The 23,061-nt window shown below is 70.8% G+C and carries 26 protein-coding genes and 1 pseudogene; 13 read left to right on the top strand and 14 right to left on the bottom strand.

The window, feature by feature from the left end; all coding sequences use genetic code 11:
* Positions 1-79: 79 nt before the first annotated feature.
* Both ACIBW9_RS04280 and ACIBW9_RS04285 read right to left on the bottom strand, forming a co-directional pair.
* Positions 80-445 (bottom strand): MazG-like family protein, encoded by a 366-nt coding sequence (locus ACIBW9_RS04280; RefSeq protein ID WP_398951030.1) that lies wholly within the window; start codon positions 443-445, stop codon positions 80-82.
* A gap of 24 nt (positions 446-469) precedes the next feature.
* Entirely contained in the window at positions 470-1,039 is a 570-nt protein-coding gene (locus tag ACIBW9_RS04285) for a DoxX family protein (protein WP_398951031.1), read from the bottom strand.
* A 222-nt stretch (positions 1,040-1,261) separates the two neighbouring features.
* Between ACIBW9_RS04285 and ACIBW9_RS04290 the strand changes: the two genes are divergently transcribed.
* Entirely contained in the window at positions 1,262-1,588 is a 327-nt protein-coding gene (locus ACIBW9_RS04290; RefSeq protein ID WP_398951033.1) for a nuclear transport factor 2 family protein, read from the top strand.
* 76 nt (positions 1,589-1,664) lie between these two features.
* Complete coding sequence (locus ACIBW9_RS04295; RefSeq protein ID WP_398951034.1) at positions 1,665-2,645, top strand: aldo/keto reductase; 981 nt, start codon at positions 1,665-1,667, stop codon at positions 2,643-2,645.
* A gap of 41 nt (positions 2,646-2,686) precedes the next feature.
* Here ACIBW9_RS04295 and ACIBW9_RS04300 read toward each other — a convergent pair.
* Positions 2,687-2,978: pseudogene (locus ACIBW9_RS04300) on the bottom strand (ABC transporter ATP-binding protein); the annotation flags it as partial.
* Positions 2,963-3,124 carry a hypothetical protein gene (locus ACIBW9_RS04305; protein ID WP_398952147.1) on the bottom strand — a complete coding sequence of 54 codons (162 nt, stop codon included), beginning with the start codon at positions 3,122-3,124 and terminating at the stop codon, positions 2,963-2,965. The pseudogene ACIBW9_RS04300 and the gene ACIBW9_RS04305, both read right to left, overlap by 16 nt.
* Before the next feature lie 211 nt (positions 3,125-3,335).
* Between ACIBW9_RS04305 and ACIBW9_RS04310 the strand changes: the two genes are divergently transcribed.
* Positions 3,336-4,484: a D-alanyl-D-alanine carboxypeptidase family protein gene (locus ACIBW9_RS04310; protein ID WP_398951036.1), complete on the top strand. Its 1,149-nt coding sequence runs from the start codon at positions 3,336-3,338 to the stop codon at positions 4,482-4,484.
* Positions 4,485-4,726: 242 nt separating this feature from the next.
* On the opposite strand, the gene ACIBW9_RS04315 is transcribed toward ACIBW9_RS04310, so the two are convergent.
* Positions 4,727-5,512: an SDR family oxidoreductase gene (locus tag ACIBW9_RS04315; protein WP_398951038.1), complete on the bottom strand. Its 786-nt coding sequence runs from the start codon at positions 5,510-5,512 to the stop codon at positions 4,727-4,729.
* Between the two features lie 142 nt (positions 5,513-5,654).
* On the opposite strand from ACIBW9_RS04315, the gene ACIBW9_RS04320 reads away from it, so the two are divergent.
* The 5 genes from ACIBW9_RS04320 to ACIBW9_RS04340 all read left to right on the top strand — a co-directional run bounded on the left by ACIBW9_RS04320 (position 5,655) and on the right by ACIBW9_RS04340 (position 10,822).
* Positions 5,655-6,968 carry a multidrug effflux MFS transporter gene (locus ACIBW9_RS04320; RefSeq protein WP_398951040.1) on the top strand — a complete coding sequence of 438 codons (1,314 nt, stop codon included), beginning with the start codon at positions 5,655-5,657 and terminating at the stop codon, positions 6,966-6,968.
* Complete coding sequence (locus tag ACIBW9_RS04325) at positions 6,920-8,107, top strand: serine hydrolase domain-containing protein (protein ID WP_398951042.1); 1,188 nt, start codon at positions 6,920-6,922, stop codon at positions 8,105-8,107. Before ACIBW9_RS04320 ends, ACIBW9_RS04325 begins: the two co-directional genes overlap by 49 nt.
* A gap of 242 nt (positions 8,108-8,349) precedes the next feature.
* Entirely contained in the window at positions 8,350-9,345 is a 996-nt protein-coding gene (locus ACIBW9_RS04330; protein ID WP_398951044.1) for a small ribosomal subunit Rsm22 family protein, read from the top strand.
* Between the two features lie 40 nt (positions 9,346-9,385).
* On the top strand, positions 9,386-10,048 hold the full coding sequence (locus tag ACIBW9_RS04335) for a TetR/AcrR family transcriptional regulator (protein ID WP_398951046.1): 663 nt from the start codon (positions 9,386-9,388) through the stop codon (positions 10,046-10,048).
* 39 nt (positions 10,049-10,087) lie between these two features.
* The gene (locus ACIBW9_RS04340) at positions 10,088-10,822 is read left to right on the top strand and encodes a bifunctional DNA primase/polymerase (protein WP_398951048.1); all 735 of its coding nucleotides are present in this window, start codon (positions 10,088-10,090) and stop codon (positions 10,820-10,822) included.
* Between the two features lie 93 nt (positions 10,823-10,915).
* Here the strand turns inward: ACIBW9_RS04340 and ACIBW9_RS04345 are convergent, their stop codons facing one another.
* Genes ACIBW9_RS04345 through efeO form a run of 4 tightly spaced genes read right to left on the bottom strand, consistent with a single transcriptional unit; the run spans position 10,916 to position 15,194 of the window.
* Entirely contained in the window at positions 10,916-11,917 is a 1,002-nt protein-coding gene (locus tag ACIBW9_RS04345) for a hypothetical protein (protein ID WP_398951050.1), read from the bottom strand.
* The gene (gene efeU, locus ACIBW9_RS04350; RefSeq protein ID WP_398951052.1) at positions 11,877-12,749 is read right to left on the bottom strand and encodes an iron uptake transporter permease EfeU; all 873 of its coding nucleotides are present in this window, start codon (positions 12,747-12,749) and stop codon (positions 11,877-11,879) included. Before efeU ends, ACIBW9_RS04345 begins: the two co-directional genes overlap by 41 nt.
* Before the next feature lie 3 nt (positions 12,750-12,752).
* Complete coding sequence (gene efeB, locus ACIBW9_RS04355; protein WP_398951054.1) at positions 12,753-14,030, bottom strand: iron uptake transporter deferrochelatase/peroxidase subunit; 1,278 nt, start codon at positions 14,028-14,030, stop codon at positions 12,753-12,755.
* A 24-nt stretch (positions 14,031-14,054) separates the two neighbouring features.
* Positions 14,055-15,194: an iron uptake system protein EfeO gene (gene efeO, locus ACIBW9_RS04360; RefSeq protein ID WP_398951056.1), complete on the bottom strand. Its 1,140-nt coding sequence runs from the start codon at positions 15,192-15,194 to the stop codon at positions 14,055-14,057.
* A gap of 247 nt (positions 15,195-15,441) precedes the next feature.
* Here efeO and ACIBW9_RS04365 point away from each other — a divergent pair, with 247 nt between their 5' ends.
* Together ACIBW9_RS04365 and ACIBW9_RS04370 are read left to right on the top strand one after the other, a co-directional pair.
* Complete coding sequence (locus ACIBW9_RS04365) at positions 15,442-16,329, top strand: hypothetical protein (protein WP_398951058.1); 888 nt, start codon at positions 15,442-15,444, stop codon at positions 16,327-16,329.
* Positions 16,322-16,978 (top strand): PhzF family phenazine biosynthesis protein, encoded by a 657-nt coding sequence (locus ACIBW9_RS04370; RefSeq protein WP_398951060.1) that lies wholly within the window; start codon positions 16,322-16,324, stop codon positions 16,976-16,978. The genes ACIBW9_RS04365 and ACIBW9_RS04370 overlap by 8 nt, the downstream gene beginning before the upstream one ends.
* A gap of 9 nt (positions 16,979-16,987) precedes the next feature.
* Here ACIBW9_RS04370 and ACIBW9_RS04375 read toward each other — a convergent pair whose 3' ends face one another.
* Together ACIBW9_RS04375 and map are read right to left on the bottom strand one after the other, a co-directional pair.
* Entirely contained in the window at positions 16,988-17,635 is a 648-nt protein-coding gene (locus ACIBW9_RS04375; protein WP_398951062.1) for a heme oxygenase (biliverdin-producing), read from the bottom strand.
* Between the two features lie 102 nt (positions 17,636-17,737).
* Positions 17,738-18,595, bottom strand: coding sequence for a type I methionyl aminopeptidase (gene map, locus ACIBW9_RS04380; RefSeq protein ID WP_398951065.1), 858 nt, complete (start codon positions 18,593-18,595; stop codon positions 17,738-17,740).
* A 58-nt stretch (positions 18,596-18,653) separates the two neighbouring features.
* On the opposite strand from map, the gene ACIBW9_RS04385 reads away from it, so the two are divergent.
* Positions 18,654-18,884, top strand: coding sequence for a hypothetical protein (locus tag ACIBW9_RS04385; RefSeq protein ID WP_398951067.1), 231 nt, complete (start codon positions 18,654-18,656; stop codon positions 18,882-18,884).
* Here ACIBW9_RS04385 and ACIBW9_RS04390 read toward each other — a convergent pair whose 3' ends face one another.
* Both ACIBW9_RS04390 and ACIBW9_RS04395 read right to left on the bottom strand, forming a co-directional pair.
* Entirely contained in the window at positions 18,885-20,180 is a 1,296-nt protein-coding gene (locus ACIBW9_RS04390; protein ID WP_398951068.1) for an MFS transporter, read from the bottom strand.
* Between the two features lie 263 nt (positions 20,181-20,443).
* Positions 20,444-21,046, bottom strand: coding sequence for a hypothetical protein (locus tag ACIBW9_RS04395; RefSeq protein ID WP_398951069.1), 603 nt, complete (start codon positions 21,044-21,046; stop codon positions 20,444-20,446).
* 168 nt (positions 21,047-21,214) lie between these two features.
* Between ACIBW9_RS04395 and npdG the strand changes: the two genes are divergently transcribed.
* Together npdG and ACIBW9_RS04405 are read left to right on the top strand one after the other, a co-directional pair.
* Positions 21,215-21,931, top strand: coding sequence for an NADPH-dependent F420 reductase (gene npdG / locus ACIBW9_RS04400; RefSeq protein WP_398951071.1), 717 nt, complete (start codon positions 21,215-21,217; stop codon positions 21,929-21,931).
* Between the two features lie 63 nt (positions 21,932-21,994).
* Positions 21,995-22,171 carry a hypothetical protein gene (locus ACIBW9_RS04405; RefSeq protein ID WP_398951073.1) on the top strand — a complete coding sequence of 59 codons (177 nt, stop codon included), beginning with the start codon at positions 21,995-21,997 and terminating at the stop codon, positions 22,169-22,171.
* On the opposite strand, the gene ACIBW9_RS04410 is transcribed toward ACIBW9_RS04405, so the two are convergent.
* Entirely contained in the window at positions 22,156-22,941 is a 786-nt protein-coding gene (locus tag ACIBW9_RS04410) for a site-2 protease family protein (RefSeq protein WP_398951075.1), read from the bottom strand. The two genes, ACIBW9_RS04405 and ACIBW9_RS04410, sit on opposite strands and share 16 nt — an antisense overlap.
* Positions 22,942-23,061: the final 120 nt, after the last annotated feature.

The following is a 23,061-nucleotide window of genomic DNA, read 5'->3' on the forward strand; positions in this document are numbered from 1 at the left end:
CGGATCGGATACGGCGTCAGTATCCGGACCGCGGCACGCGATACGCCAGACCGTCCGCCCGATTCCCGTGCCCGCACGGCTACGCGGACGGCCCCAGGGAGCGCGTGGTCACCTTCGCCAGGTGCCGGGTGAACACCTCACGGGTGTCCGGTGTCAGTGTGCGCAGGGCCACCAGAGCCGTGATGACGACGTCGCAGAGTTCGCCCTGGACGTCCTCCCAGGTGTGGGTGATCCCCTTGCGCGGGTTCTGGCCGGTCGCGCCGATCACCGCCTCCGCGACCTCGCCGACCTCCTCGGACAGCTTGAGCATGCGCAGGAGCATGCCCTCCTGGCCGCCGTGCGGACGGTTCTCGTCGAGCCAGGTCCACAGGTCGTCGATGGCTGCCCAGACGTCGGGGGAGGCCGGGGAGGTCGGGGTCGCGGGAGGCAGGGGCTGATCAGTCATGGACCCAGCCTGCCCGAAACGAGGTCACTCCCTGAACAGCGCCTCCTCCTCCGCGAACAGTGCCTCCTGCTCGTCCGGCTGCTTCCTGTCCCGCAGCCGTTTGTTCCGCGCCCCCACGACCAGCGCGGTGGCCGCCGCCGTCACGCCGAGTGCCGTCGGGACCATCCAGCCGCGGTCGAAGACATGGCCGAGCGCATGGTCGAGGGAGAGACGGCCGGGGCCGGCGACCGCGAGGCCGGTGGCGGCCAGGGCGAGGGAGGCCGCGTACTCGTAGCCGCCCTCCGCGTTGAAGAAGCCGCTCGGGGCGTGCACCGCGGACGCCCCGGCCATCGCGCCGGCCGCCGCCGCGCCCGCCGCCGGGGTCGCGAGGCCCAGCGCCAGCAGGGTGCCGCCGCCGGCCTCCGCGAGACCCGCCGCCGTGGCGCTCGCCTTGCCCGGCGCATAGCCGACCGACTCCATGAACTGGCCGGTTCCCTCGATGCCGTGTCCGCCGAACCAGCCGAACAGCTTCTGCGCGCCGTGCGCCGCCAGCACGCCGCCGGTACCCAGCCGGAGCAGCAGCAGGCCCAGATCACGCCGGTCGTAAGAGCTCATGATTTCTCCCTGGGACAGACAATGGGGACAGACAAGGGGACAAGCAACGGGGACAAGCAACGGGGACGCACGACGGGGACGCACGACGGGGACGTGCAACGGGTTCCGGTAAACAGGAACACTCCCCTCCGCGTGTCCACCGTCCCACTCCTCACACCTCCCGGACCCCTCCGCGCAGCCGTTCGGGTGGCGGGTCCCGGCGGGCGGTGTGAATCTGCTGGCATGACGATTCAGCCAGCCAAACTCAGCGACCCGGCCGTCCGCGCGTTCGTCACCGCCGTCAACGCCCACGACCGGGACGCCTTCCTGGCCCTCCTCACGGAGGACGCGACCATGGCGGACGACGGCGCCGACCGGGACCTCGCCGACTGGATCGACCGGGAGATCTTCTCCTCCAACGGTCACCTGGACGTCGACAACGAATCCCAGGGCGGCCGCGCCCTCCTCGCCCACTACCGCAACGACGCCTGGGGCGAGATGCGCACCCGCTGGAACTTCACCGTCGACGACGACGGCCGCATCTCCCGCTTCGAGACCGGCCAGGCGTAAGCCACCCGCACAAACGCACGTAGATGCGTACGACCCCTTGCCTTCGTGCGCGCTCCAACTCCTACCGTTCTCGGTCATGGAGACGAACAGGACCCTCGGTCGCAGCGGCATCGGAGTAAGCGCTCTCGGCTTCGGCTGCTGGGCCGTCGGAGGCGAGTGGCAGGACACGGAGGGGCGGCCGCTCGGGTGGGGCAAGGTCGACGACGACGAGTCCGTACGGGCGATCCGGCGCGCCCTCGATCTCGGCGTGACCTTCTTCGACACCGCGGACACCTACGGCACCGGACACAGCGAGCGCATCCTCGGGCGGGCGCTGGGCAAGCGCCGCGCCGACGTCGTCGTGGCCACGAAGTGGGGCAACGTCTTCGACGAGGAGACCCGCACCCTCACCGGCAGCGACGACTCCCCGGCGCACGCCCGCCGCGCGCTGGCCGCGTCGCTGAAGCGGCTGGACACCGACTACGTCGACCTCTACCAGTTGCACATCTCCGACGCCGACCCCGAGCGGGCCGCCGAACTGCGGGACCTGTGCGAGGAGTTCGTGCGGGAGGGGCTGATCCGCGGCTACGCCTGGAGCACCGACGACCCGGCCCGTGCCGCCGTGTTCGCCGAGGGGGAGCACTGCGCGGCCGTGCAGCATGCGGCCAACGTGCTGCAGGACGCGCCCGAGATGTTCGCACTGTGCGAGGAGGCGGGGCTCGCGAGCATCAACCGCAGCCCGCTGGCCATGGGACTGCTGGCGGGGCGGCGGCAAGGCGCTCTGGAGGCGGGCGACATCCGCAGCAGGCCGCCGGCCTGGTTGGAGGGCTTCAGCGAGGGCTCCGGAGCCGACGCGGACTGGGTGGCCCGTATCGACGCGCTCCGGGAGATCCTCACCAGCGGCGGCCGTACGCCGGCCCAGGGCGCCCTCGCCTGGCTGTGGGCGCGCAGTCCGCGCGCCGTCCCGATCCCCGGCTTCCGTTCGGTCGCGCAGGCCGAGCAGAACGCCGGCGCGATCGCGAAGGGGCCACTCACCGCCGCGCAGTTGGCCGAGGTCGACCGGATTCTCGGACGGTGAGCGGCCCTCTCGTCGTGCTCGGACGGTGAGAGGCGGCCCCGTCAGGAGTGCACGCCCTGTTCCGTCAGAGTGATCCGGCCCGTCTTGATGGTCGCCAGGCGCGGGGCCCGGCGGGCGATGGACGAGTCGTGGGTGACCATGACGAACATCAGGCCGAGCTCGCGCCACAGGCCCTCCAGCAGGGCCATGACGTTGCCGCGGGTGCCCTCGTCGAGCTTGCCGGCGGGCTCGTCGGCCAGCAGCACCGTCGGCCGCTTCACCAGGGCGCGGCGATCGCGACGCTGCCTCGGCCGCGCGCTCGCGCCGCTCGGCGGGCGTCACGCCGAGCGGGATGGTCGGCTTCGCCTCACTGATCCGGGCGAGGTCCGGTCGAGCTGGTCGCCGTCCTCGATGGCGAGGTCGATGCCGCGCGGCGCCTCCACCGCGAGTCGTGCGACGACCAGGGCCGCCTTCTTTCTGGCCCAGTTCGCTTGAGACATACGCCGAACGTCCCGTGCGTCGAAGATTCTCGGCGCCCGCTGCGGGCGCTGCCACAATCCAGGGAGAAAGCTTTGAGCCGGACTGAGCAAAAGGTGTGTCAGGACTGAGAAAGTCGGTTGCCGGGTCAGAATTCCGTAAGACAGGCAATTCCTGCGCGGTAGACGGCGTACTGCCAGGAAACTGCTGTTGGGTGGGTGTTACGGTCCCGGGATGCACGGTTCTTCTCCGCTGTCCCGGCGTGCCGCTCTCGGCCTTGCCGCAGCCGCCATTCCGCTTGCCTCGGCGACTCCCGCATCCGCTGCCGGTACCGTCGTCGGCGGTGAGCGACTCGCCCGTAAGGGAATTCAGGTGAGCGGCGCCACAGGTCTGCCCGGGAAACTCACCGCAAGTGCCTGGATCGTCGCCGACTGCGAGAGCGGAGAGGTGCTCGCCTCGTTCGCCGCGCACCGGCGCCTGCCGCCCGCGTCCACACTGAAGATGCTGTTCGCCGACACCGTCCTGAAGAAGTTCCAGCGCGGTCAGCGATACAAGGTGACCGACGCCGACCTGGCCGACATCCCGGCCGGTTCCAGCCTGGTCGGGGTCAAGCCCGGGATCACGTACACCGTCGAGCAGCTGTGGCAGGGCGTCTTCCTCCGCTCCGGCAATGACGCCGTTCATGTGCTTGCCCACATGAACGGGGGAGTGGCGAAGACGGTCGCCGAGATGCAGGCCAAGGCCGAGGACCTGCAGGCGCTGGACACCCATGTGGTCAGCCCCGACGGCTTCGACCACAAGGGCCAGCTGTCCTCAGCCTACGACCTGACCCTCTTCGCGCGGCACGGCCTGAAGAACGCCGACTTCCGCGAGTACTGCCACACCAGGATCGCCGACTTCCCGGCCGGCGGCACAAAGACCTTCCAGATCCAGAACACCGACCGGCTGCTCACCGGCGCGTGGGGCCTGAAGACGTACGACGGACTGATCGGCGTCAAGAACGGTTACACCAGCCACGCCGGCAACACCTTCACCGGTGCCGCCACCCGCGGCGGCCGGACCCTGCTGGCCACCGTGATGCACCCCAAGAGCGGCTCCAACGCCGTCTACGAGGAGACGGCCGCGCTGCTCGACTGGGGCTTCACACACGGCGGTTCGGCCGAACCGGTGGGCACGCTGGTCGAGCCGCTCAGCGAGGGCGGGGCCAGGGTGACACCCACCCGCAAGACGGCCCGGGCGGCGGCCGGCGCCCCGGGTGCGGGGTCGGACGACCCCTCGGCCTGGCGGCTGCTGGAGGGCGCGGGCGGCTCGATCGCGCTGCTCGCGGGTGGCGTCTGGGCGCTGCGCAGACGCGGCAAGGGCAGCGGCAGGCACGCCAACTGACGTTCGCGGCAGCCGTTCCACGCACCGGTGCGCACCTCGCGGTCCCGCGCGAGATCCACCCCCAGCCCGGTGCGATGGAACGGCTGCCGTCTCCCCCCTCGGTTTGGCCTACGGAACTGCACTCCCCCAAGTGTGAAGCTCTTGTGGAGGAGATTTGAGCATAGGTCCATGACCGGCTGCAATGGTCCGGACGCACTAATTCCGCTTGTGCAAGTTGACGATTGGAGGATCCGCAGGTCAGGTCAGCCGCGGCCCACATACGGCATCGCGGTCGCCAGAACCGTCGCGAACTGCACATTCGCCTCCAACGGCAGCTCGGCCATGTGCCGCACCGTGCGCGCCACATCGGCGACGTCCATCACCGGTTCGGGGGCGATCTCGCCGTTGGCCTGCAGCGCTCCCGTCTGCATCCGCGCGGTCATGTCGGTGGCCGCGTTGCCGATGTCGATCTGCCCGACCGCGATGCGGTACGGCCGCCCGTCCAGCGAAAGCGACTTCGTCAGGCCGGTCAGCGCGTGCTTGGTCGCCGTGTAGGCGGCGGAGTGCGGCCGAGGCGTATGGGCGGAAATCGATCCGTTGTTGATGATCCGTCCGCCCTGCGGGTCCTGCGCCTTCATCTGCCGGTACGCCGCCTGCGCGCACAGGAACGCCCCGTTGAGGTTGGTGTCCACCACATGCCGCCAGGCCTCGTACTCCAGCTCCTCGACCGGCACCCCGCCGGGACCGAACGTCCCCGCGTTGTTGAACAGCAGATCCACCCGCCCGAACCGCTCGACCACGGCCGCGAACAGTGCGGCCACGTCCTCCGGCCGTGAGACGTCGGTCCGTACGGCGAGAGAGGCGCCGCCCGGCACCAGCGCCGCCGTCTCCTCCAGCGTCTCGGGGCGCCGCCCCGCCAGCGCCACCGACCAGCCCGCACGCAGCAGCTCCACGGCAACCGCCCGCCCGATGCCGGAGCCGGCACCGGTCACCACCGCGATCCTCGACTGCCCGCCGGTTGCCTGCTTCTCGGTCTCCATGGCATTCATGGGCCCGCAGCGTAGGCGAGGGTCCGGCATACGGGACGAGAGCGTCCGCCATCCGGGTCCCGGCGGCTCGAGGGCAAGTGACATTCGGCACTGTGTGCGAGCTGAGACCATAGGGACGTAGCACTCGGAAAGGGAGGGGCACATGCCCGAGCAGGGGGCGTCGACACCGGACATGTCGACACCGCACATACAACAGGCGGCCGGGCCGGAAGCGGAACCGGCCCCCGCCCGTACCCATCCCCGTACCGGACTGCTCGTCACCCTGATCCTCGGCGGCCTCACCGCGACGCCCCCGCTGGCGATGGACATGTACCTCCCCTCGCTCCCCGAGGTCACGAACTCCCTGCACGCACCCGCGGCCACCATCCAGCTCACGCTCACCGCCTGCCTGCTCGGGATGGCGCTCGGACAGTTGGTGGCCGGCCCGATGAGCGACCGCTGGGGCCGCCGCCGGCCCCTGCTGATCGGCATGGTCGCCTACGTCGTCTCGACCGTCCTGTGCGCCTTCGCGCCGACCGTCGAGCTGCTGGTCGCGTTCCGGCTCGCGCAGGGACTGGCGGGCGCGGCGGGAATCGTCATCGCGCGGGCCGTGGTCCGCGACCTGTACGACGGCGTGGCGATGGCCCGCTTCTTCTCCACCCTCATGCTGATCGGCGGGGTCGCCCCGATCGTCGCGCCGCTGATCGGCGGGCAGATCCTGCGGGTGACGGACTGGCGGGGTGTGTTCGTGGTGCTCACGGTGGTGGGCACGGTGCTGACCGCCTTCGTCTGGACGAAACTGCCCGAGACCCTCCCCGCGGCCGAGCGGCACGGCGGCGGAGTCGGCGAGGCCCTGCATTCGATGCGCCGCCTCCTCAGCGACCTGCCCTTCAGCGGGTTCATGCTCGCCGGCGGGTTCGCGTTCGCGGCACTCTTCGCCTACATATCGGCCTCGCCGTACGTGATCCAGGAGATCTACGGCGCCTCCCCGCAGACGTTCAGCCTGCTGTTCGGGCTGAACTCGGTGGGGCTGGTGGCCGTGGGCCAGATCAACGGAAAGCTGCTGGTGGGAAGGGTCCGCCTGGACAGGGCGCTGGGCGCGGGCCTGCTCGTCGTCATCGCCGCCGCGACCGCCCTGCTGCTCATGTCCACCGGGGTCTTCGGCAAGGTCGGCCTGGCGCCCGTCGCCGCGGCCCTCTTCGTCCTGATGTCCGCGATGGGGGTGACCCTGCCCAACGCCCAGGCCCTCGCCCTGATGCGCACCAAGCACGCCGCCGGGTCGGCGTCCGCGCTGCTCGGCACCTCCTCGTTCCTCATAGGCGCCGTCGCCTCGCCGCTGGTCGGGATCGCCGGAGAGCACACCGCCGTCCCGATGGCCGTCGTCCAACTGGCCGCGGCGCTGGTGGCACTGGGCTGCTTCGTGGGAATGTGCCGAACCCGGAGCGGGCGTACGAGCGTGGAAGGAGCGGGGAGCTGAGCGCACCGAGACTGCGCAGGGACAGTCCCGAGCGGGCCGGACTCGACCCCGGCGAGCTCCGCCACCTCGTCCAGGAGGTCCACGACCTCACCACCGGCGACCACCCCTGGGCCGCGGGCACCGTCGTCGTCGCCGGGCGGGGACCGGTGATCGCCGTCGAGGAGGCGGCGGGCTGGGCCGTCAGGTACTCGGCCTACGACCCCGACACCGACCGCGGTGTGGAGCTCCCGCCCGCGGACCGGGTCCCGATGACCGTCGACACACCCGTCGACCTGGCCTCCCTCACCAAGCTGTTCACCGCGGTCGCCGCCGTGCAGCAGATCGAGCGGGGCACGCTCGGGATCGATGCTCGGGTCGGGGCGTATCTGCCCGAGTTCCGCGGGGCGGTCCGGCACGGCATCACCGTGCGGGAGCTGCTCACCCATACCTCCGGGCTGCGGCCCGAACTTCCGCTGTACGACTGTGCCGACGACGCGGAGCGGCTGGAGAGGCTGCGGGCGGAGGTGCCGATCGGGGTGCCCGGCACGTACACGTACTCCGACCTCAACTTTCTGCTGCTGCAGTTCGTGCTGGAACGGGTTTCCGGGCGGACCCTGGACGTCCTGATCCATGACGGGATCACCCGTCCGCTGGGGATGCTGTCGACGGACTTCGGGCCCTGTCCCGGGGCGGCGGCGACGGAGGATCAGCGGCGGCCGTGGGCCAAGGTCGACCGGGGGATGGTGCGTGGGGTCGTCCATGACGAGAACGCGTGGGCGCTGGGCGGTATCGCGGGCCACGCGGGCCTGTTCTCGACGGGGCGTGACCTGGCGGTGTTCTGCCGCACGCTCCTCGCGGGCGGTTCCTACGGGCCCGCCCGCATCCTGGGCACGGACTTCGTGGAACTGCTGCTGACCCCGCCGGGGCTCGGCTTCGCCGTGGACCAGGCGTGGTTCATGGGGGAGCTGGTGGGGCGGGGGGCGGCGGGGCACACGGGGTTCACGGGGACGTCGGTGGTGCTGGATCCGGCGACGGACACGTTCTTGGTGCTGCTGGCGAATGCGGTGCATCCGCGGCGGCGGGGCCCCGACAGCCGCCCCCGCGCGGCAGCGGCGACCCACCTGGCACGGGCGGTGTACCGCAGCCCGTCCGGGGCTTGATCTCGCCCCCGCCGCCCCTTCCCGTTCCCGTCCCTGGGGGCTGCCGCCCCCAGACCCCCGCTTTCGGCCTGAACGGCCTCGTCCTCAAACGCCGGACGGGCTGAAAGATCAAACCCCGGCCGGCGAAAAATCAGCCCCTCCCGCCACAATCCAGCCCCTCCGGCGTTTGCGGAGCGGGGGTCCGGGGGCTGGCCCCCGGTACGGGACGGGTAGGGGCGGCGGGGGCGAAATAGAATCGGTGGGTGAACGACCCCGTAGCCCCGGCCGAAGCCCTGCGCCGCAGTCTTGCCGGCCTCCTCGACGGGCTGCCGCCCAGGCAGGCCGCCCAGGCCGTCGACCGCCTCATCGCCAACTACCGCGGAGCCACCCCCACCGACGCCCCCATCCTCCGCGACCGCGCAGACGTAGTCGCCTACGCCGCCTACCGCATGCCCGCCACCTTCGAGGCCGCGCACTCCGCGCTGGAGGCGTTCGCCGACGCCGTGCCCGGCTGGACACCCGGCAGTCACACCGACCTCGGCGGTGGCACCGGCGCCGCCACCTGGGCCGTCACCGCCACCTGGGACGGCACCCGCCCCGTCACCGTCCTCGACTGGGCCGAACCCGCACTCGCCCTCGGCAAGCAAATCGCCGCCGCCAACCCTGCCCTGCAACAGGCCAGTTGGCGCCGCGCCCGCATCGGCGCCGCCCTCACCCTGGACGCCACGGACCTCCTCACCGTCTCCTACGTCCTCAACGAACTCACCGAACCCGACCGCACCGCCCTCGTCGACGCAGCCGCGGCCGCCGCACAGGCCGTCGTGATCGTCGAGGCCGGCACCCCCGCCGGCTACGCCCGGGTCATCGAGGCCCGCGACCGCCTGATCGCCGCCGGGTTCCACATCGCCGCCCCCTGCCCGCACAGCGCCGGCTGCCCGATCGTCCCCGGCGCGGACTGGTGCCACTTCGCGGCACGGGTCAGCCGTTCCTCCCTGCACCGCCAGGTCAAGGGCGGCTCCCTGCCGTACGAGGACGAGAAGTTCAGCTATGTCGCCGCCGCCCGCTTCCCGGTCGCCCCGGCGCCCCACCGCGTCGTACGCAAACCCCAGATCCGCAAGGGCCAAGTGCTCCTGGACCTGTGCGAGACCGAACCCTCCCTCGGCCGCACCACGGTCACCAAACGCCACGGCGACCTCTACAAGGCGGCCCGTAACGCGGACTGGGGGGACCCCTGGCCGCCGTACACCTCCCCGTCGTAGAACCGCAAGCCGTCGCACCACGAGCCGGTACCGTCGCTCCATGGTCAAGAAGCCCGCCCCCGACGCCACCCGCCGCAGCGAGAGGTCCCGTCGCGCGATCTACGACGCCGCCCTCGCGCTGGTCGGTGAGATCGGCTACCCGAGGACGACCGTCGAGGGCATCGCCGCCCGGGCCGGCGTCGGCAAGCAGACGATCTACCGGTGGTGGGGATCGAAGGCGGACGTGCTGCTGGAGGCGTTCCTCGACCTCAGCGCGCGGGCGGCGCGGGACGCGGGCCAGGAGCCGTACGTCATCCCGGACACCGGCGACCTCGCCGCCGACCTCAAGGCCGTGCTGCGGGTCACCGTCGACCAGCTGAAGGACCCCCGGTTCGAGGTGCCGTCCCGGGCGCTGGCCGCCGAGGGCCTCGTCAACGAGCAGCTCGGCCGGGAGTTCGTGGCCAAGCTCCTCGAACCCTCGCTCCAGCTGTACGTCGACCGGCTGCGTTCCGCGCAGGAAACAGGCCAGGTCCGCCCCGAGGTCGACCCGCGCATCGCCCTGGAGCTCTTCGTCTCACCCCTCGCCCAGCGCTGGCTGCAGCACACGGGACCGATCTCGTACGCCTACACCGACACCCTCGTCGAGTACGCCCTGCACGGTCTTGCCCCTCGTACCCCGGATGTCCCTTCTGGCACCCCGGAGCACGGCGCGGTGGGACCATAGGGCATGCTGTTGCGCACGACAGCGAGGCGAGGGTGATAGATGAGCGCGGAGTTGGGCGGCCGGAACGGCCGGCAGGGCAAACTCTCCCAGTGGCTGCGTGGCCGCCGCCCGAAGGAGACCGGCGCCGACGACGGCGGCCGTGAGGCCCTGCTGCTCGCCGCCGCCGGAGCGGGTCTGCCGCTCGCCCCCGCCGCGCACCCCGCCCCCGGCTACCGCTGTTCCTGCGACCGCGTGGGCTGTCCCACCCCCGCCCGGCACCCCGTGTCCTTCGCCTGGCAGACGCAGTCCACCACCGACCGCGCCCAGATCGAGCGCTGGGCCCGCCACCAGCCGCAGGCCAACTTCATCACCGCGACCGGCATGGTGCACGACGTCCTCGACATGCCTCTGGAGGCGGGCCGGGAAGCGCTGGAGCGGCTGCTCGCGTCCGGGATCGAGGTGGGCCCCGTCGCCGAGAGCGACGACGGACGCCTGCTGTTCTTCACCCTTACCCGGGGTACCCCCGAGGACGAGGACGAGTGGTGGCCGTGCGAGCTGGACTGCCACCCGGAGACGATGGACGAGCATCCGGGGCTGCGGTGGCACTGCCGTGGCTCGTACGTCCTCGTACCGCCAGCCCGGCTGCCCGGCGACCAGAGCGTGCACTGGGTACGGGGCCTTGAGCATCCGCTGCCGGATCCGCTGAGCCTGCTCGAGATCCTCACGGACGCCGGTGCGCGGTATGCGGGCGAGGAGCCCGACCACGCCGGTGCGGGCTGGCCCCTTCGGCACTGAGAGCGCCCCAAAGGGGCGCGGGGCTGTGCCGATGTACGGCTCCGCCGCGCGGGCGCGAGCAGCCCCCACCGGCCTGCAGGTTGAGTACCGGCTCTAGGACCCCTGCGCAGAGGTCAGGCCCTCCAGCCGGGACAACACCGACACCTGGTCGCTGCCCGCGCCCCGTGGCGGGTCCAGAGCCACCCCGTTCGACATGTACTCCAGCGTCAGCGACTGCTTGATCTCACCGGTGGTCAGTGCCTTCACGCTCGCGGTCTGTGCGGGGATCGAGGTGCCCGTGGCGGCGGTCTGCTTCTCGTAGCGGCGGTTGGTGAAGAACACCAGCGCGCCGCCGTCCGCCGTGCGCAGCGCCAGCGGGGCGTAGCTGCCGCTGATCAGCGGCTCGTCGATGAACTGCGTGACCAGGCCCGGCTTCTTGGACAGCTTCTTGCGCTGGGCGCGCCACTGGTCGGTGTGCGGACCCGGGGCGAAGGCCTTCCCGCCGTTCTTCAGGTACGCCGCGTAGTCCTTGCTCAAGTCCCCCGGCGGCACGGCGAATTCGGTGGAGTTCACCGGTACGGTCTCGGCCCAGCCGGCCGTGTCCTTCTTCACCTTCGGCAGCGTGCCGGGGCGGATGAGCGTCAGATACGCCACCTTCCACGGCCGGCCCAGACCGTCGCGGTGGAACACCAGCAGCCAGTGCAGGTTGCCGCCCTTGTTGCCCTGGGCCTCCGCGACGAACCAGCGGGGCCAGCCTGCCTTCTTGGGGATCGTGTACGTCACGTCGGTCAGCTGCAGCGGTGTGTGCGCCGGATTGCCGGACGGGCTGAGCGTGTGACCGGCCTTGAGGCGGGCCGCGTCGATGTCGCCCAGGGCGCCGGTGACATGGTCGGCGTCGAGCGAACTGTCGTACGCCTTGTCCGCCTTGTTGTACGCGGACGTGAACTGCTCGAGCGCCTTGGCCGCTTCGGCGCGGGTGGAGGAGGGGAGCACCTCGCGCTCCCCGTGCACCACCACACAACCGCTCGCCGTCAACGACAAAGCGGTCACCGAGGCCGCAATCAGTGCGCTTCGCTCAAGCCTGCGGAGCCTTCGAGGGCCGCGATCCCTGCTCATCAGGTGTCTTCACCTTCCCCTTCCCGGAGGCGAACCCTACCGGGGCGAAGAACAGCGCGAGCGTCGGGATCAGGTACAGCAGCCACACCGTGACCTGAAGGACGGTCGGGTCCGGCTGGAAGTTGAACACGCCCTTGAGGAGGGTGCCGTACCAGCTGTCCGGCGGGACGGTGTCGCTGATGTCGAACGCGAGGTGGGTCAGGCCCGGGAGCCAGTCGGCCTCCTGAAGGTCGTGGAAGCCGTACGCCAGCACGCCTGCGGCCACGACGACCAGCATGCCGCCGGTCCAGGTGAAGAACTTCGCGAGGTTGATCTTCAGGGCGCCGCGGTAGAACAGCCAGCCCAGGAGGACCGCCGTCGCCAGGCCCAGCGCCACGCCGATCAGGGGCCGCGGGGTGCCGTCGCTGGCCGCGTGCACCGAGGCCCACACGAACAGGGCGGTCTCCAGGCCCTCCCGGCCGACGGCGAGGAACGCGGTGGCGACCAGGGCGCCCGTGCCCATGGCGAGGGCCGCGTCCAGCTTGCCGTGCAGCTCCGACTTCAGGTGCCGGGCGGTGCGCCGCATCCAGAAGACCATCCAGGTCACCAGGCCGACGGCGACGACGGAGAGCGAGCCGCCGAGGGCCTCCTGCGCCTCGAACGTCAGCTCCTGGGAGCCGAATTCGAGGACGCTGCCGAAGCCCATCGCGATCAGCACGGCGATGGCGATGCCGATCCAGATGGGCCGGATGGCGTCCCGGCGCCCCGTCTTGACCAGGTAGGCGATCAGGATGCAGACGACCAGGCTGGCTTCGAGGCCCTCGCGCAGACCGATCAGATAGTTGGAGAACACGGCTCACGCCTCCTTGGAGAACAGCGTGCTGCCCCACCAGTCGTCCTTGTCGCGGACGCCGGGCGGAACGGCGAACACCGCCGAACCCACGTGCTGGATGTACTCGTTGAGGGCGTCCTTCGCCGACAGGTTGCGCTGCAGCGGGATGAACCCCTTGCGCACGTCCCGCTGGTACGCGAGGAAGAACAGGCCCGCGTCCAGCCGGCCGAGGCCGTCGGTGCCGTCGGTGAAGGAGTAACCGCGGCGCAGGATCGTGATCCCGTTGTTGGAGTCGGGGTGCGCGAGCCGGACGTGTGCGTCGGGCTTCATGGCCTTCAGGAACGGCTTGTCGTGCTCCTTGGCCTTGCCGACCGGGGCGCCCTCGCCCTTGTCCCGGCCGAAGACGTCCTCCTGCTCCTGCAACGAGGTGCGGTCCCAGGTCTCGATGTGCATGCGGATGCGGCGGGCGACGAGATACGACCCGCCGGTCATCCAGTCGGGACCGTCCTTCTCACCGACCCACACGAACTTCTTCAGACGGTCCGTCTCCGTGCCCGCGATGTTGCGGGTGCCGTCCTTGAAGCCCATCAGGTTGCGCGGGGTCTGCGCGTCCGGGGTCGTCGAGGAGGTCTTGCCGAAGCCGAGCTGCGACCAGCGGATGTTGACCTTGCCGAAGCCGATGCGGGCCAGGTTGCGGATCGCGTGCACGGCGACCTGCGGGTCGTCCGCGCAGGCCTGGATGCACAGGTCGCCGCCGGTGCGGTTCTTGTCGAGGTTCTCGCCGGGGAACTGCGGGAGGTCCACTAGCGCCTCCGGCCGGTGGTCCTTCAGCCCGAACTTGTCGAACAGCGACGGCCCGAAGCCGATCGTCAGCGTCAGCCGCGAGGGCTTGAGGCCCAGCGCCTCACCGGTGTCGTCCGGCGGGGCCTCGGCGAGACCGCCGTACGCGCCTTCGCCGACCGCCTTGCCTGCCGTCATCCGGCGCGCCGCCTCGGTCCAGTCCTTCAGCATCTGCACGAACTCGGCGCGGTCGTCCGTCTGCACGTCGAACGCGGCGAAGTGCAGCCTGTCCTGCACGGGGGTGGCGATGCCGGCCTGGTTCACGCCGTGGAAGGCGACCGCGGCTCCGGCCTCGGCTGCCGTCGGGTCCGCGTCGTTGCCCACGCGGGTCATCGCGACCGCACCGCCGGCCGCGGCGGCACCGAGCGCGAGCCCGGCGCCGCCCCAGCCGATCAGCGAACGGCGGGAGGGGGCCTTGGAGCTGCCCGCCTCGGTGGTGGCGGCTTCCTGGGTGTCCGTCATGGTGGTGTCCGTCCCCTGCTTCGGCTACTTCACGACGGCGGCGGCGAGCTTGGACAGCGGCTCCGCGAGCGCGTTCACCGCGTCCGAGAGCTCCTTGCGCTGGTCCTCGGTGACCTTGTCGTACGACACGAAGCCGTCGGAGGTCTTGTCCGTGCGGTACTTGTCGAGCAGCGTGTTCAGCGCGGCGAACTGCTTGTCGAGCTCGGCGGTCAGCGCCTTGTCATTGGCCTGGGCAACCGGCTTGAGCAGCTCGTACGCCTGCTGCGCGCCCTCGACGTTGGCCTTGAAGTCGCTCAGGTCGGTGTGCGAGTAGCGGTCCTCCTCGCCGGTGACCTTGCCGGTGGCGACCTCGTCCAGCAGCTCCTTGGCGCCGTTGGCCATGGAGGTCGGGGTGATCACGGCCTTGCCGACCCGCTGCTGCCAGTCCTTCAGGTCCTTGACCAGCTGGTCGGCGAGGGTCTTCTGCTCGGCGCCGATCTTCTTGTCCTGCCACAGCGCCTTCTCCAGCGCGTGCCAGCCCGTCCACTTCTGGCCCTTCTCCAGGCCGTCGGCGCGGGTGTCGGTCTTCGGGTCGATGTCACCGAAGGACTCGGCGATCGGCTCCGTGCGCTCCCAGCCGACGCGGGAGGGGGCGTAGGCGTCCTGGGCGGCCTTCAGGTCGCCGGCCTTGATCGCCTTGGCGAAGACCTCGACCTTCGGGAGCGTCGCGTCGGCCTGCTCCTGCGCGTACTCGCGGTAGTCGGCAACGGCCTTGTCCAGCTTGGGGTTGCGCTTGGCGGTGGTGCCTGAGCCGGTGACGGTCAGCTTCTGCCGGACGCCGTGGCCCTTCATGCCGGGCCGGCAGGCGATCTCGTACTCGCCCGCCTTCACCTCGGCGGTCAGCGTGTACTTCGTACCGGAGCCGATGTTCTCCTTCTCGGAGACGATTCGGTCGTCCGGGAAGAGGATCTCGACCTCGGTCGCCTGGGAGCCCTTGTTCTCGATCTTCAGGGTGACCTGTCCGGCCGGCACCGACTTGGTGGAGGTGTCGCACTTGGAGTCGGCCGCGGTCACCTGGATCGCGGCGTCGCCGTCGGCCTTGCTCTTCTGCGTGCACCCGGTGACGGCGGTCAGCGCCGCTGCGGTGGCGACGGCGGTGACGACGGAGAGTCTGGCGGCTCGCATGCAGGCTCCTGAGGCTGGCGAAAAATCGCGTGTCGAGGCTCACGCAGGATTGGTGAGGCTCGCCTAACTTATCTAAGGCTTGCCTGTGTAATACCCAGTCATGCGGTGATTCAGCTCTCATGGACGCTGTATGAGCACGGCACGATCACGGTGGCTCAAATCAAATCCCAAGGAAAAGTCAAGGGATGGTCAAGCAATCGACTTCGGGGTGATCGGGGGAGGGTGAGCGGGGCGTAAGACTGTGCCCATGGACAGGGGACGCCGTGAACTCCTCGGGCCGGGGCGGCTCGTACTGCATGTGCAGGACCGCCCTGCCCCGCCGACCTTGCGTTTCGAGACGGCGGGGGACGGCCGGATTCTGCTGCGGCAGGAGGAGCGGCCCGTGCTGCTGGGCCGGACCGCGGGCGACGGCTGCTGCAGGGAGCTGTATCTGCACCGCCTCGGCGGCTACCGCTCACCGCTCCCGCCCCTCCGTTCGACGCTCATGCGGTCGTCGGTCAACTGGGCGCACCAGTACGCCCGTTGGCTGGAGGATGCGGACGGAACCCCGTTCCAGGACGGACGCTGGGAACTGGCCCATCGGCCCGTCTTCCAACCGGGAGTCTGGACCGAGGACTTCCCGCGCGACTGGCCGGCCACCCGGCTGGACCTGTACTGCGGGGGAGGCTGGCACGGCGTCCTGCCCCTGCGCCGGCTCTCACCGCCGGACGCGGCGCGCGTGAGGGCGTACCGCAGGCACGCCCGCGAGGGCAGCCTCGCGCCCGTACTCCTGTGGTGGGTGACCTTCCTCGACGGCTGGGTCGTCCTCGACGGCCACGACCGGGCGGTGGCCGCGCTCGCGGAGGGGCTGACGCCGCAGGGCGTGGAGCTGAGCCGGATCCCGGACGAGGAGGACTGGCGCCGAGTGGCGGACGAGGTGACCGAGGGGCACGAGCACCGCATGGCACAGCTGGCGGACCACCCCGCCGGCCCCGCGGCCGACCGCCGTCGGGCCACCCTGGAGCGGGCGTACGCCGAAACCCTCGCCACCCTCCCGTACGGCGTGGGCCCCACCCCCTTCCTGCCCCTCTCCGGTGGCCCCGCCACCTGGGAGGACCTCGCAGCCCGGGCAATGTTTCAATGCCCCCGTGACTGACTACGACGTGCTCCGCGTCTTCTGTGCCCCGAACGGCGGCTACGGCAACGAACTCGGTGTCGTCCGCGAGGGATCCGTCATGCCCGACCGGGCGGAGCGACAGGCGTTCGCCGCGAAGCTCGGGTTCAGCGAGACCGTGTTCGTCGACGACCCCGAGCGCGGAGTCGTCGACATCTACACCCCCACCCTGCGCCTGCCCTTCGCCGGTCACCCCTGCGTCGGCGCCGCCTGGCTCCTCGACGTGGACGAACTGGTCACCCCGGCCGGGCTCGTCGGGGCGCGCCAGGACGGGGAGTTCAGCTGGATCGAGGCCCGCGCCGAGTGGGCCCCGGCGCGCACCTTGCGCCAGTACGCCACGGCCGCCGAGGTCGACGACCTGCCCGTCCCGCCGAAGGGGGAGTGGATCTACGCCTGGGCCTGGGAGGACGAGCCCGCGGGACGGGTACGCGCGCGTGGTTTCCCCGGCCGGGACGACGGCATCGATGAGGACGAGGCCACCGGTGCGGCCGCTCTGCTCCTCACCGAGCGGCTCGGGCGGGCGCTCAACATCACCCAGGGGGCGGGATCGCAGATCCTTACGGCTCCGCAGCCCTATGGGTGGGTTGAGATCGGGGGGCGGGTGTATCTGGAGCGCCAGCCCGAACGCTAGGGCCCGGTCCTATGCGCTCAGCGGGAACTCCTCGCCCAGTGCCCGGAACACCGCCGTGTTCAAGGCGAACGCCCGCTTGCACTCGGCGACGATCCGCTGCCTCTCCAGGTCGTCCGCCCGGATCCCGTCCAGCAGTACCCGGTAACCCCTCTTGAACGCGGCCGGGTTGGCGACCCCCTCGAACACGTAGAACCGCACCCCGTCGCCCTTCCGCGCGAACCCCCACGTCTTCTCCGCCTTGTCCCGGATGATCTGGCCGCCGGAGAGGTCTCCCAGGTAGCGGGTGTAGTGGTGGGCGATGTAGCCGCCGGGCCACTGCTCGGCGCACTCCCTCACCCGCGCTGCGTACGCCTCCGTCGCCCGCAGCGCGGACAGTCCCGCCCGCCATCCGGTGCCCCGCAGATGGGCCAGGTCCCGCTCCAGTGCCGGCAGCCGGAAGAGTTCCGGCCGGATGAACGGCCCGGCCACCGGGTCGGATGCCAGCCGCTCGGCTCCGTCCTCCAGCGCCGCGTAGACGAACCACAACTGCTCGGTGTAGCGCGCGTACGCCTCCACGCCCAGCCGGCCGCCCAGCAGGTCGCTCATGAACGTCGAGGTCTCCGCCTCCGTGTGCTGCTCGTGGGACGCGGTGCGGATGACGGTCGAGAAGGAGTCCATGGGCCCCGACTTTCAAGGTTGCCGACAGGCTGTCGGTAAAAGTGTACGAGAAAAGACCCGCCCCGGCAGCAGGGCGGGTCGTCGAAGATCGCTACGGGCTCGCTACGGCAGGGTGAGGATCTCCGCCCCCGACTCCGTCACCACCAGCGTGTGCTCGAACTGGGCCGTCCGCTTGCGGTCCTTGGTGACGACCGTCCAGCCGTCGTCCCACATGTCGTACTCGTGCGTCCCGAGGGTCAGCATCGGCTCGATCGTGAAGGTCATGCCGGGCTGCATGACGGTCGTCGCGTGCGGGCTGTCGTAGTGGGGGATGATCAGGCCCGAGTGGAAGGACGAGTTGATGCCGTGGCCGGTGAAGTCGCGGACCACCCCGTAGCCGAACCGCTTGGCGTAGGACTCGATGACCCGGCCGATGATGTTGATCTGGCGGCCCGGCTTCACCGCCTTGATCGCGCGGTTCAAGGACTCACGGGTCCGCTCCACCAGCAGTCGCGACTCCTCGTCGACGTCACCCACCAGGTAGGTCGCGTTGTTGTCGCCGTGCACCCCGCCGATGTACGCCGTCACGTCGAGGTTGACGATGTCGCCGTCGCGCAGCACCGTCGAGTCCGGAATGCCGTGGCAGATCACCTCGTTGACCGAGGTGCACAGGGACTTGGGGAAGCCGCGGTAGCCGAGCGTCGACGGGTAGGCGCCGTGGTCGCACATGTACTCGTGCGCCACCTTGTCCAGTTCGTCGGTGGTGACGCCCGGCGCGATGAGCTTCGCCGCCTCCTCCATCGCCTGCGCGGCGATCCGGCCGGCGACCCGCATCGCCTCGATCGTCTCGGGCGTCTGCACCTCCGGTCCGGTGTACGGCGTCGGAGCGGGCTTGCCGACGTACTCGGGACGGCGGATGTTTCCGGGTACGGAACGGGTGGGGGACAGCTCCCCTGGTACGAGCAGCGACTGGCCAGACATGCCAGTGAGTCTAACGAGCGGGCATGGGGGAACATGTCGGTGGCGAGAGGAGCAGGTCATGGCCTTGTTCAAGAAGCGCACGGTCGGCAAGCCGGGCGAGTGGTACTACTGCCTGGAGCACAAGAAGGTCGAGGAGGGGCCGGAGTGCCCCGCCAAGGACCGTTTCGGGCCGTACGCCTCCCGTCAGGAGGCCGAGCACGCGATGCAGACGGCGCGCGAGCGCAACCTCGAGTGGGAGAACGACCCCAAGTGGCACGACGCCCCTGCCGCAACCCCTGACGACGACTGATCAGGCCTGCGCGGTGGTCTGTGCCGGTGCGGCTGCCGTCCGCTGGTCGCGCAGCCGCAGCGCGTGCTCGTTCGTGCGCACGTCGTACGTCATCAGCTTCGGCAGGCACAGCGCCAGCAGCCCCACCGCGCCCGCGCAGAGCAGGCCGCCGGACCAGACGGACGTCCGTACGCCCCACCGGGCGGCGAAACCGCCGGAGCGGACCTGGCCGACGGTCGGACCGACCGAGTACGACAACAGCTCGATCCCGGCGAGCCGGCCACGCAGCTCGTCCGGGATCGTCTGGTTCCACATGGCCCCTCGGAAGATCCCGCTGACCATGTCGCAGCCGCCGGCCACGGTCAGGAACAGCAGCACCAGCCATACGTCGCCGACGACTCCGGCGGCCGCGATCGCCAGGCCCCACAGCGCGGCCGACAGCACCACCATCCGCCCGTGCCGGTGCACCCGTGAGGTCCAGCCGCCGGTCAGCCCCACCAGCATCGAACCGAACGGGACCGCCGCGTACATCAGGCCCAGCGCCCAGTTCGCGTCCAACTCGTCGGCGAGGAAGGGCAGTACGGCGAGCGGCATCGCCAGGAACATCGCGGCGAGGTCGACGGCGTAGGTGCCGAGGAGTTCCTTGCGGCTCCAGGCGTAGCGGGCGCCCTCCGCGATGGCCGTCAGCGAAGGCTTCGCGGCCTCGTGGGCGGCGGGGGAGGCGGCGATGCGGACGATGAGGAGCACGGAGACGACGAAGGTCGCGAGGTCCGCGCCGTACGCCCAGCCGAGGCCCGCGTACGCCACGACCACGCCCGCCAGCGCCGGACCCGCGACGCCGCCGACCGTCCAGCGCAGGGAGTTCAGGGCGGAGGCGGCGGGCATGTGCTCGTGGGCCACGATCCGGGGCCAGAGGGAGTCGATGGCCGGGCGCTGTACGGAGACGAGGGCGGAGGACAGGGCGGCGACGGCGTACAGCGGCCATACGGCAGGGTGCGGGAGCAGGGCGTTGGCCAGCAGGGCCGCGCTGAGCAGGCCCTGTCCGGCCTCCGTCCACACGATCAGCTTCCGCTTGTCGAGTGCGTCGGCGAGGGCGCCGCCGTACAGCCCGAACACGAGCAGGGGCAGCAGCTCCACGGCGCCGATCGCTCCGACCGCGGCCGCCGAGCCGGTGAGTTCCTTCAACTGCACCGGCAGTGCGACGAACGTCAGGAAGCTCCCGAAGTTCGAGATCGTCCCCGAGACCCACAGCCGGCGGAAGTCGGAGGAGGCCCGCCAGGGGGTGAGGTCGGGGAGCAGTGCGCGCGTCCAGGTCACGATGGGCCATGGTCGGCGGGGGCGGCCCCCACAGGCAACCGGTTTTCGCCCCCGCCGCCCCTACCCGTCCCGACCCGGGGGCCGGCCCCCGGACCCCCGCTCCTCAAACGCCGGAGGGGCTGGATTTTTGCCGGCCGGGGTTTGATCTTTTCAGCCCGTCCGGCGTTTGAGGACGAGGCCGTTCAGGCCGAACGGGGGTCTGGGGGCGGAGCCCCCAGGGTCGGGACGGGTAGGGGCGGCGGGGGCGAGAACCTCTGGTGAGGTCACCAGCGGGCCGGTGGTGGGGCCGTCAGTTGTTCCGCAAGGCGGTAGAGGCGGTCACGCAGACGCCGGTTCCCCCGCGGCGCCGGCAGCGCGTTCTCACCGGCCGCCGCACTCACCAGATGCTGCACAGTGTCCAGATCCAGCTCGGAGCCCTCCGGGACAGCCAGCGACTCGTGCGCCATGGAAGCGAGATCACCCTCCCCCGCCCCGAGCGCCAACACCGTCGCCCCGGCCCGCCGCACGTCATACACCCGCTCCAGCAGCGAACCCCCCGCCCCGGCGGGTGCAACCACCAGCAGCGTCTCCCCCCGCCGCGCAGCCGCCAACCGCCCCAGCCCCACCGCCAGATGCGCCGGATCAGAGGCACGTGCCCCGTGCCGTACGAGCGTCGGCGTCAGCTCCGGCGTCCCCGACCACGCCGCCTCGTCCACCAGATGCGCCGCCAGATGCCACGGCTCGTACTCCTCCGTGCCCACCAGCAGCAGCCCCCCGCCGTGCGACACCACCGACCCGCGCAGCACCCCCGCGAACCGCCGCGCGGCCCCCAGCCACTCGGTCCCGGCGAGCACTTCACGCAGCAACGCGACACGTACGGCGTCCATGCCTGCGCATCCTGCACCAGTCGGCGACCGCTGACCGGGCGTTCACCCCGAATTCGCCCGACCTGGCGACAGGGCGCGACGACAGAATCCACCCGCCCTCCTCGAGCGCTCACGTGACCCGGCTCACCCGACCCGCAGGGCCGGCCGGGGCGGACGTAAAGTCGGCCCATGACCTCTACCGACAGTGCTGCACAGACCCCCGCGAAGGCCCCCGCCAAGGACCCCTGGGACCTGCCCGACGTCTCCGGGCTCGTCGTCGGCGTCCTGGGTGGGACCGGGCCGCAGGGCAAGGGCCTCGCCTACCGGCTGGCCAGGGCCGGCCAGAAGGTGATCATCGGCTCGCGTGCGGCGGAGCGTGCGCAGGCGGCCGCCGATGAGATCGGCCACGGCGTCGAGGGCCACGACAACGCCGAAACCGCTCGCCGCAGCGACGTCGTCATCGTCGCCGTACCGTGGGACGGCCACGGCAAGACGCTGGAGTCGCTGCGTGAGGAACTGGCCGGCAAGCTCGTCGTCGACTGCGTCAACCCGCTCGGCTTCGACAAGAAGGGCGCCTACGCGATCAAGCCGGAGGAGGGCAGCGCGGCCGAACAGGCCGCCGCCCTGCTGCCGGACTCCCGGGTCACCGCAGCCTTCCACCACCTGTCGGCGGTGCTCCTCCAGGACCCCGAGATCGCCGAGATCGACACCGATGTGATGGTGCTGGGGGAAGAGCGGGCCGACGTCGAGGTCGTGCAGGCGCTGGCCGGGCGCATTCCCGGCATGCGCGGCATCTTCGCCGGCCGGTTGCGCAACGCCCACCAGGTCGAGTCGCTGGTCGCCAACCTGATCTCCGTGAACCGCCGGTACAAAGCCCACGCCGGGCTGCGCGTCACGGACGTATGAGCGGATGGGGGACACTGGACGCCGTAACGGTGTCCCCCGGCCCGCCGACAGGAGTCGAACGAAATGCCCCGCCTTGGCCTCTATGCCCTGATCGTCTTTGTGCTCGCCGTGGCCGCGGCCGTGGTGTCCTTCGCGCAGGGCAGCTGGCTGGGCATCGTGTGGATCCTGCTCGCGGGACTGTCCAGCAACATGTGCTGGTACTACTGGAAGCGGGGCCGGGCGGCTCACCAGGGGCGGTAGAGGCTGTAGCCGTTTGAGCTCTCCCATTCGCTGACGCCGAGGCCACGCAGGATCGCGTGGATCATGTCGAAGAACGCCCCGTTGATCGAGAACGTCCCGTTGATCGGCGGCGCCCACAGCAGCGCGAACACGAGCAGCAGGCCGAACGGCGCGAAGGGTTCCACCTGCCGCTTGACCTTGTCGGACAGCCAGGGCTCGATGACGCCGTAGCCGTCCAGGCCCGGAACGGGCAGGAAGTTCAGGATGGCCGCGGTCACCTGGAGCAGGGCGAGGAAGGCCAGGGCGTACCGGAAGTCACTCGGCACGCCGTCCAGGGCGTCCAGCCAGAACGGGGCGGTGCAGACGACGGCGAACAGGACGTTCGTCAGCGGACCGGCCGCCGAGATCAGACTGTGCCGCCACCGCCCGCGGATCCGTCCGCGCTCGATGAAGACCGCGCCGCCCGGCAGACCGATCCCGCCCATGATCACAAAGAGCACCGGCAGCACGATGCTCAGCAGCGCGTGCGTGTACTTCATGGGGTTCAGCGTGAGATAGCCCTTCGCGCCGACCGAGATGTCACCGCTGTGCAGGGCGGTACGCGCGTGTGCGTACTCGTGCAGACACAGGGAGACGATCCAGGCCGCCGTCACGAACAGGAACACGGCCACGCCCGGCTGCTCGGCGAACCCGGTCCAAGTGGCCCATCCCGTGACCGCGGTGACGGCCAGGATCCCCAGGAAGACGGGGCTGATCCGCCGGTCGCTGCGGCTGGTGGTGGCGGTGGTCATGGGACTCCCTGGACAGTGCGTGCACGCGGTGGGACTGCCCGACGGTACCGGGCGTACGTGGAAAACGTCTCGCGGGGGGACGGTGGTTCCGTGGAAGGGTGGGGACATGGGGGATCGGCA

Source organism: Streptomyces sp. NPDC049541, from assembly GCF_044465725.1.
Lineage (GTDB): Bacteria > Actinomycetota > Actinomycetes > Streptomycetales > Streptomycetaceae > Streptomyces.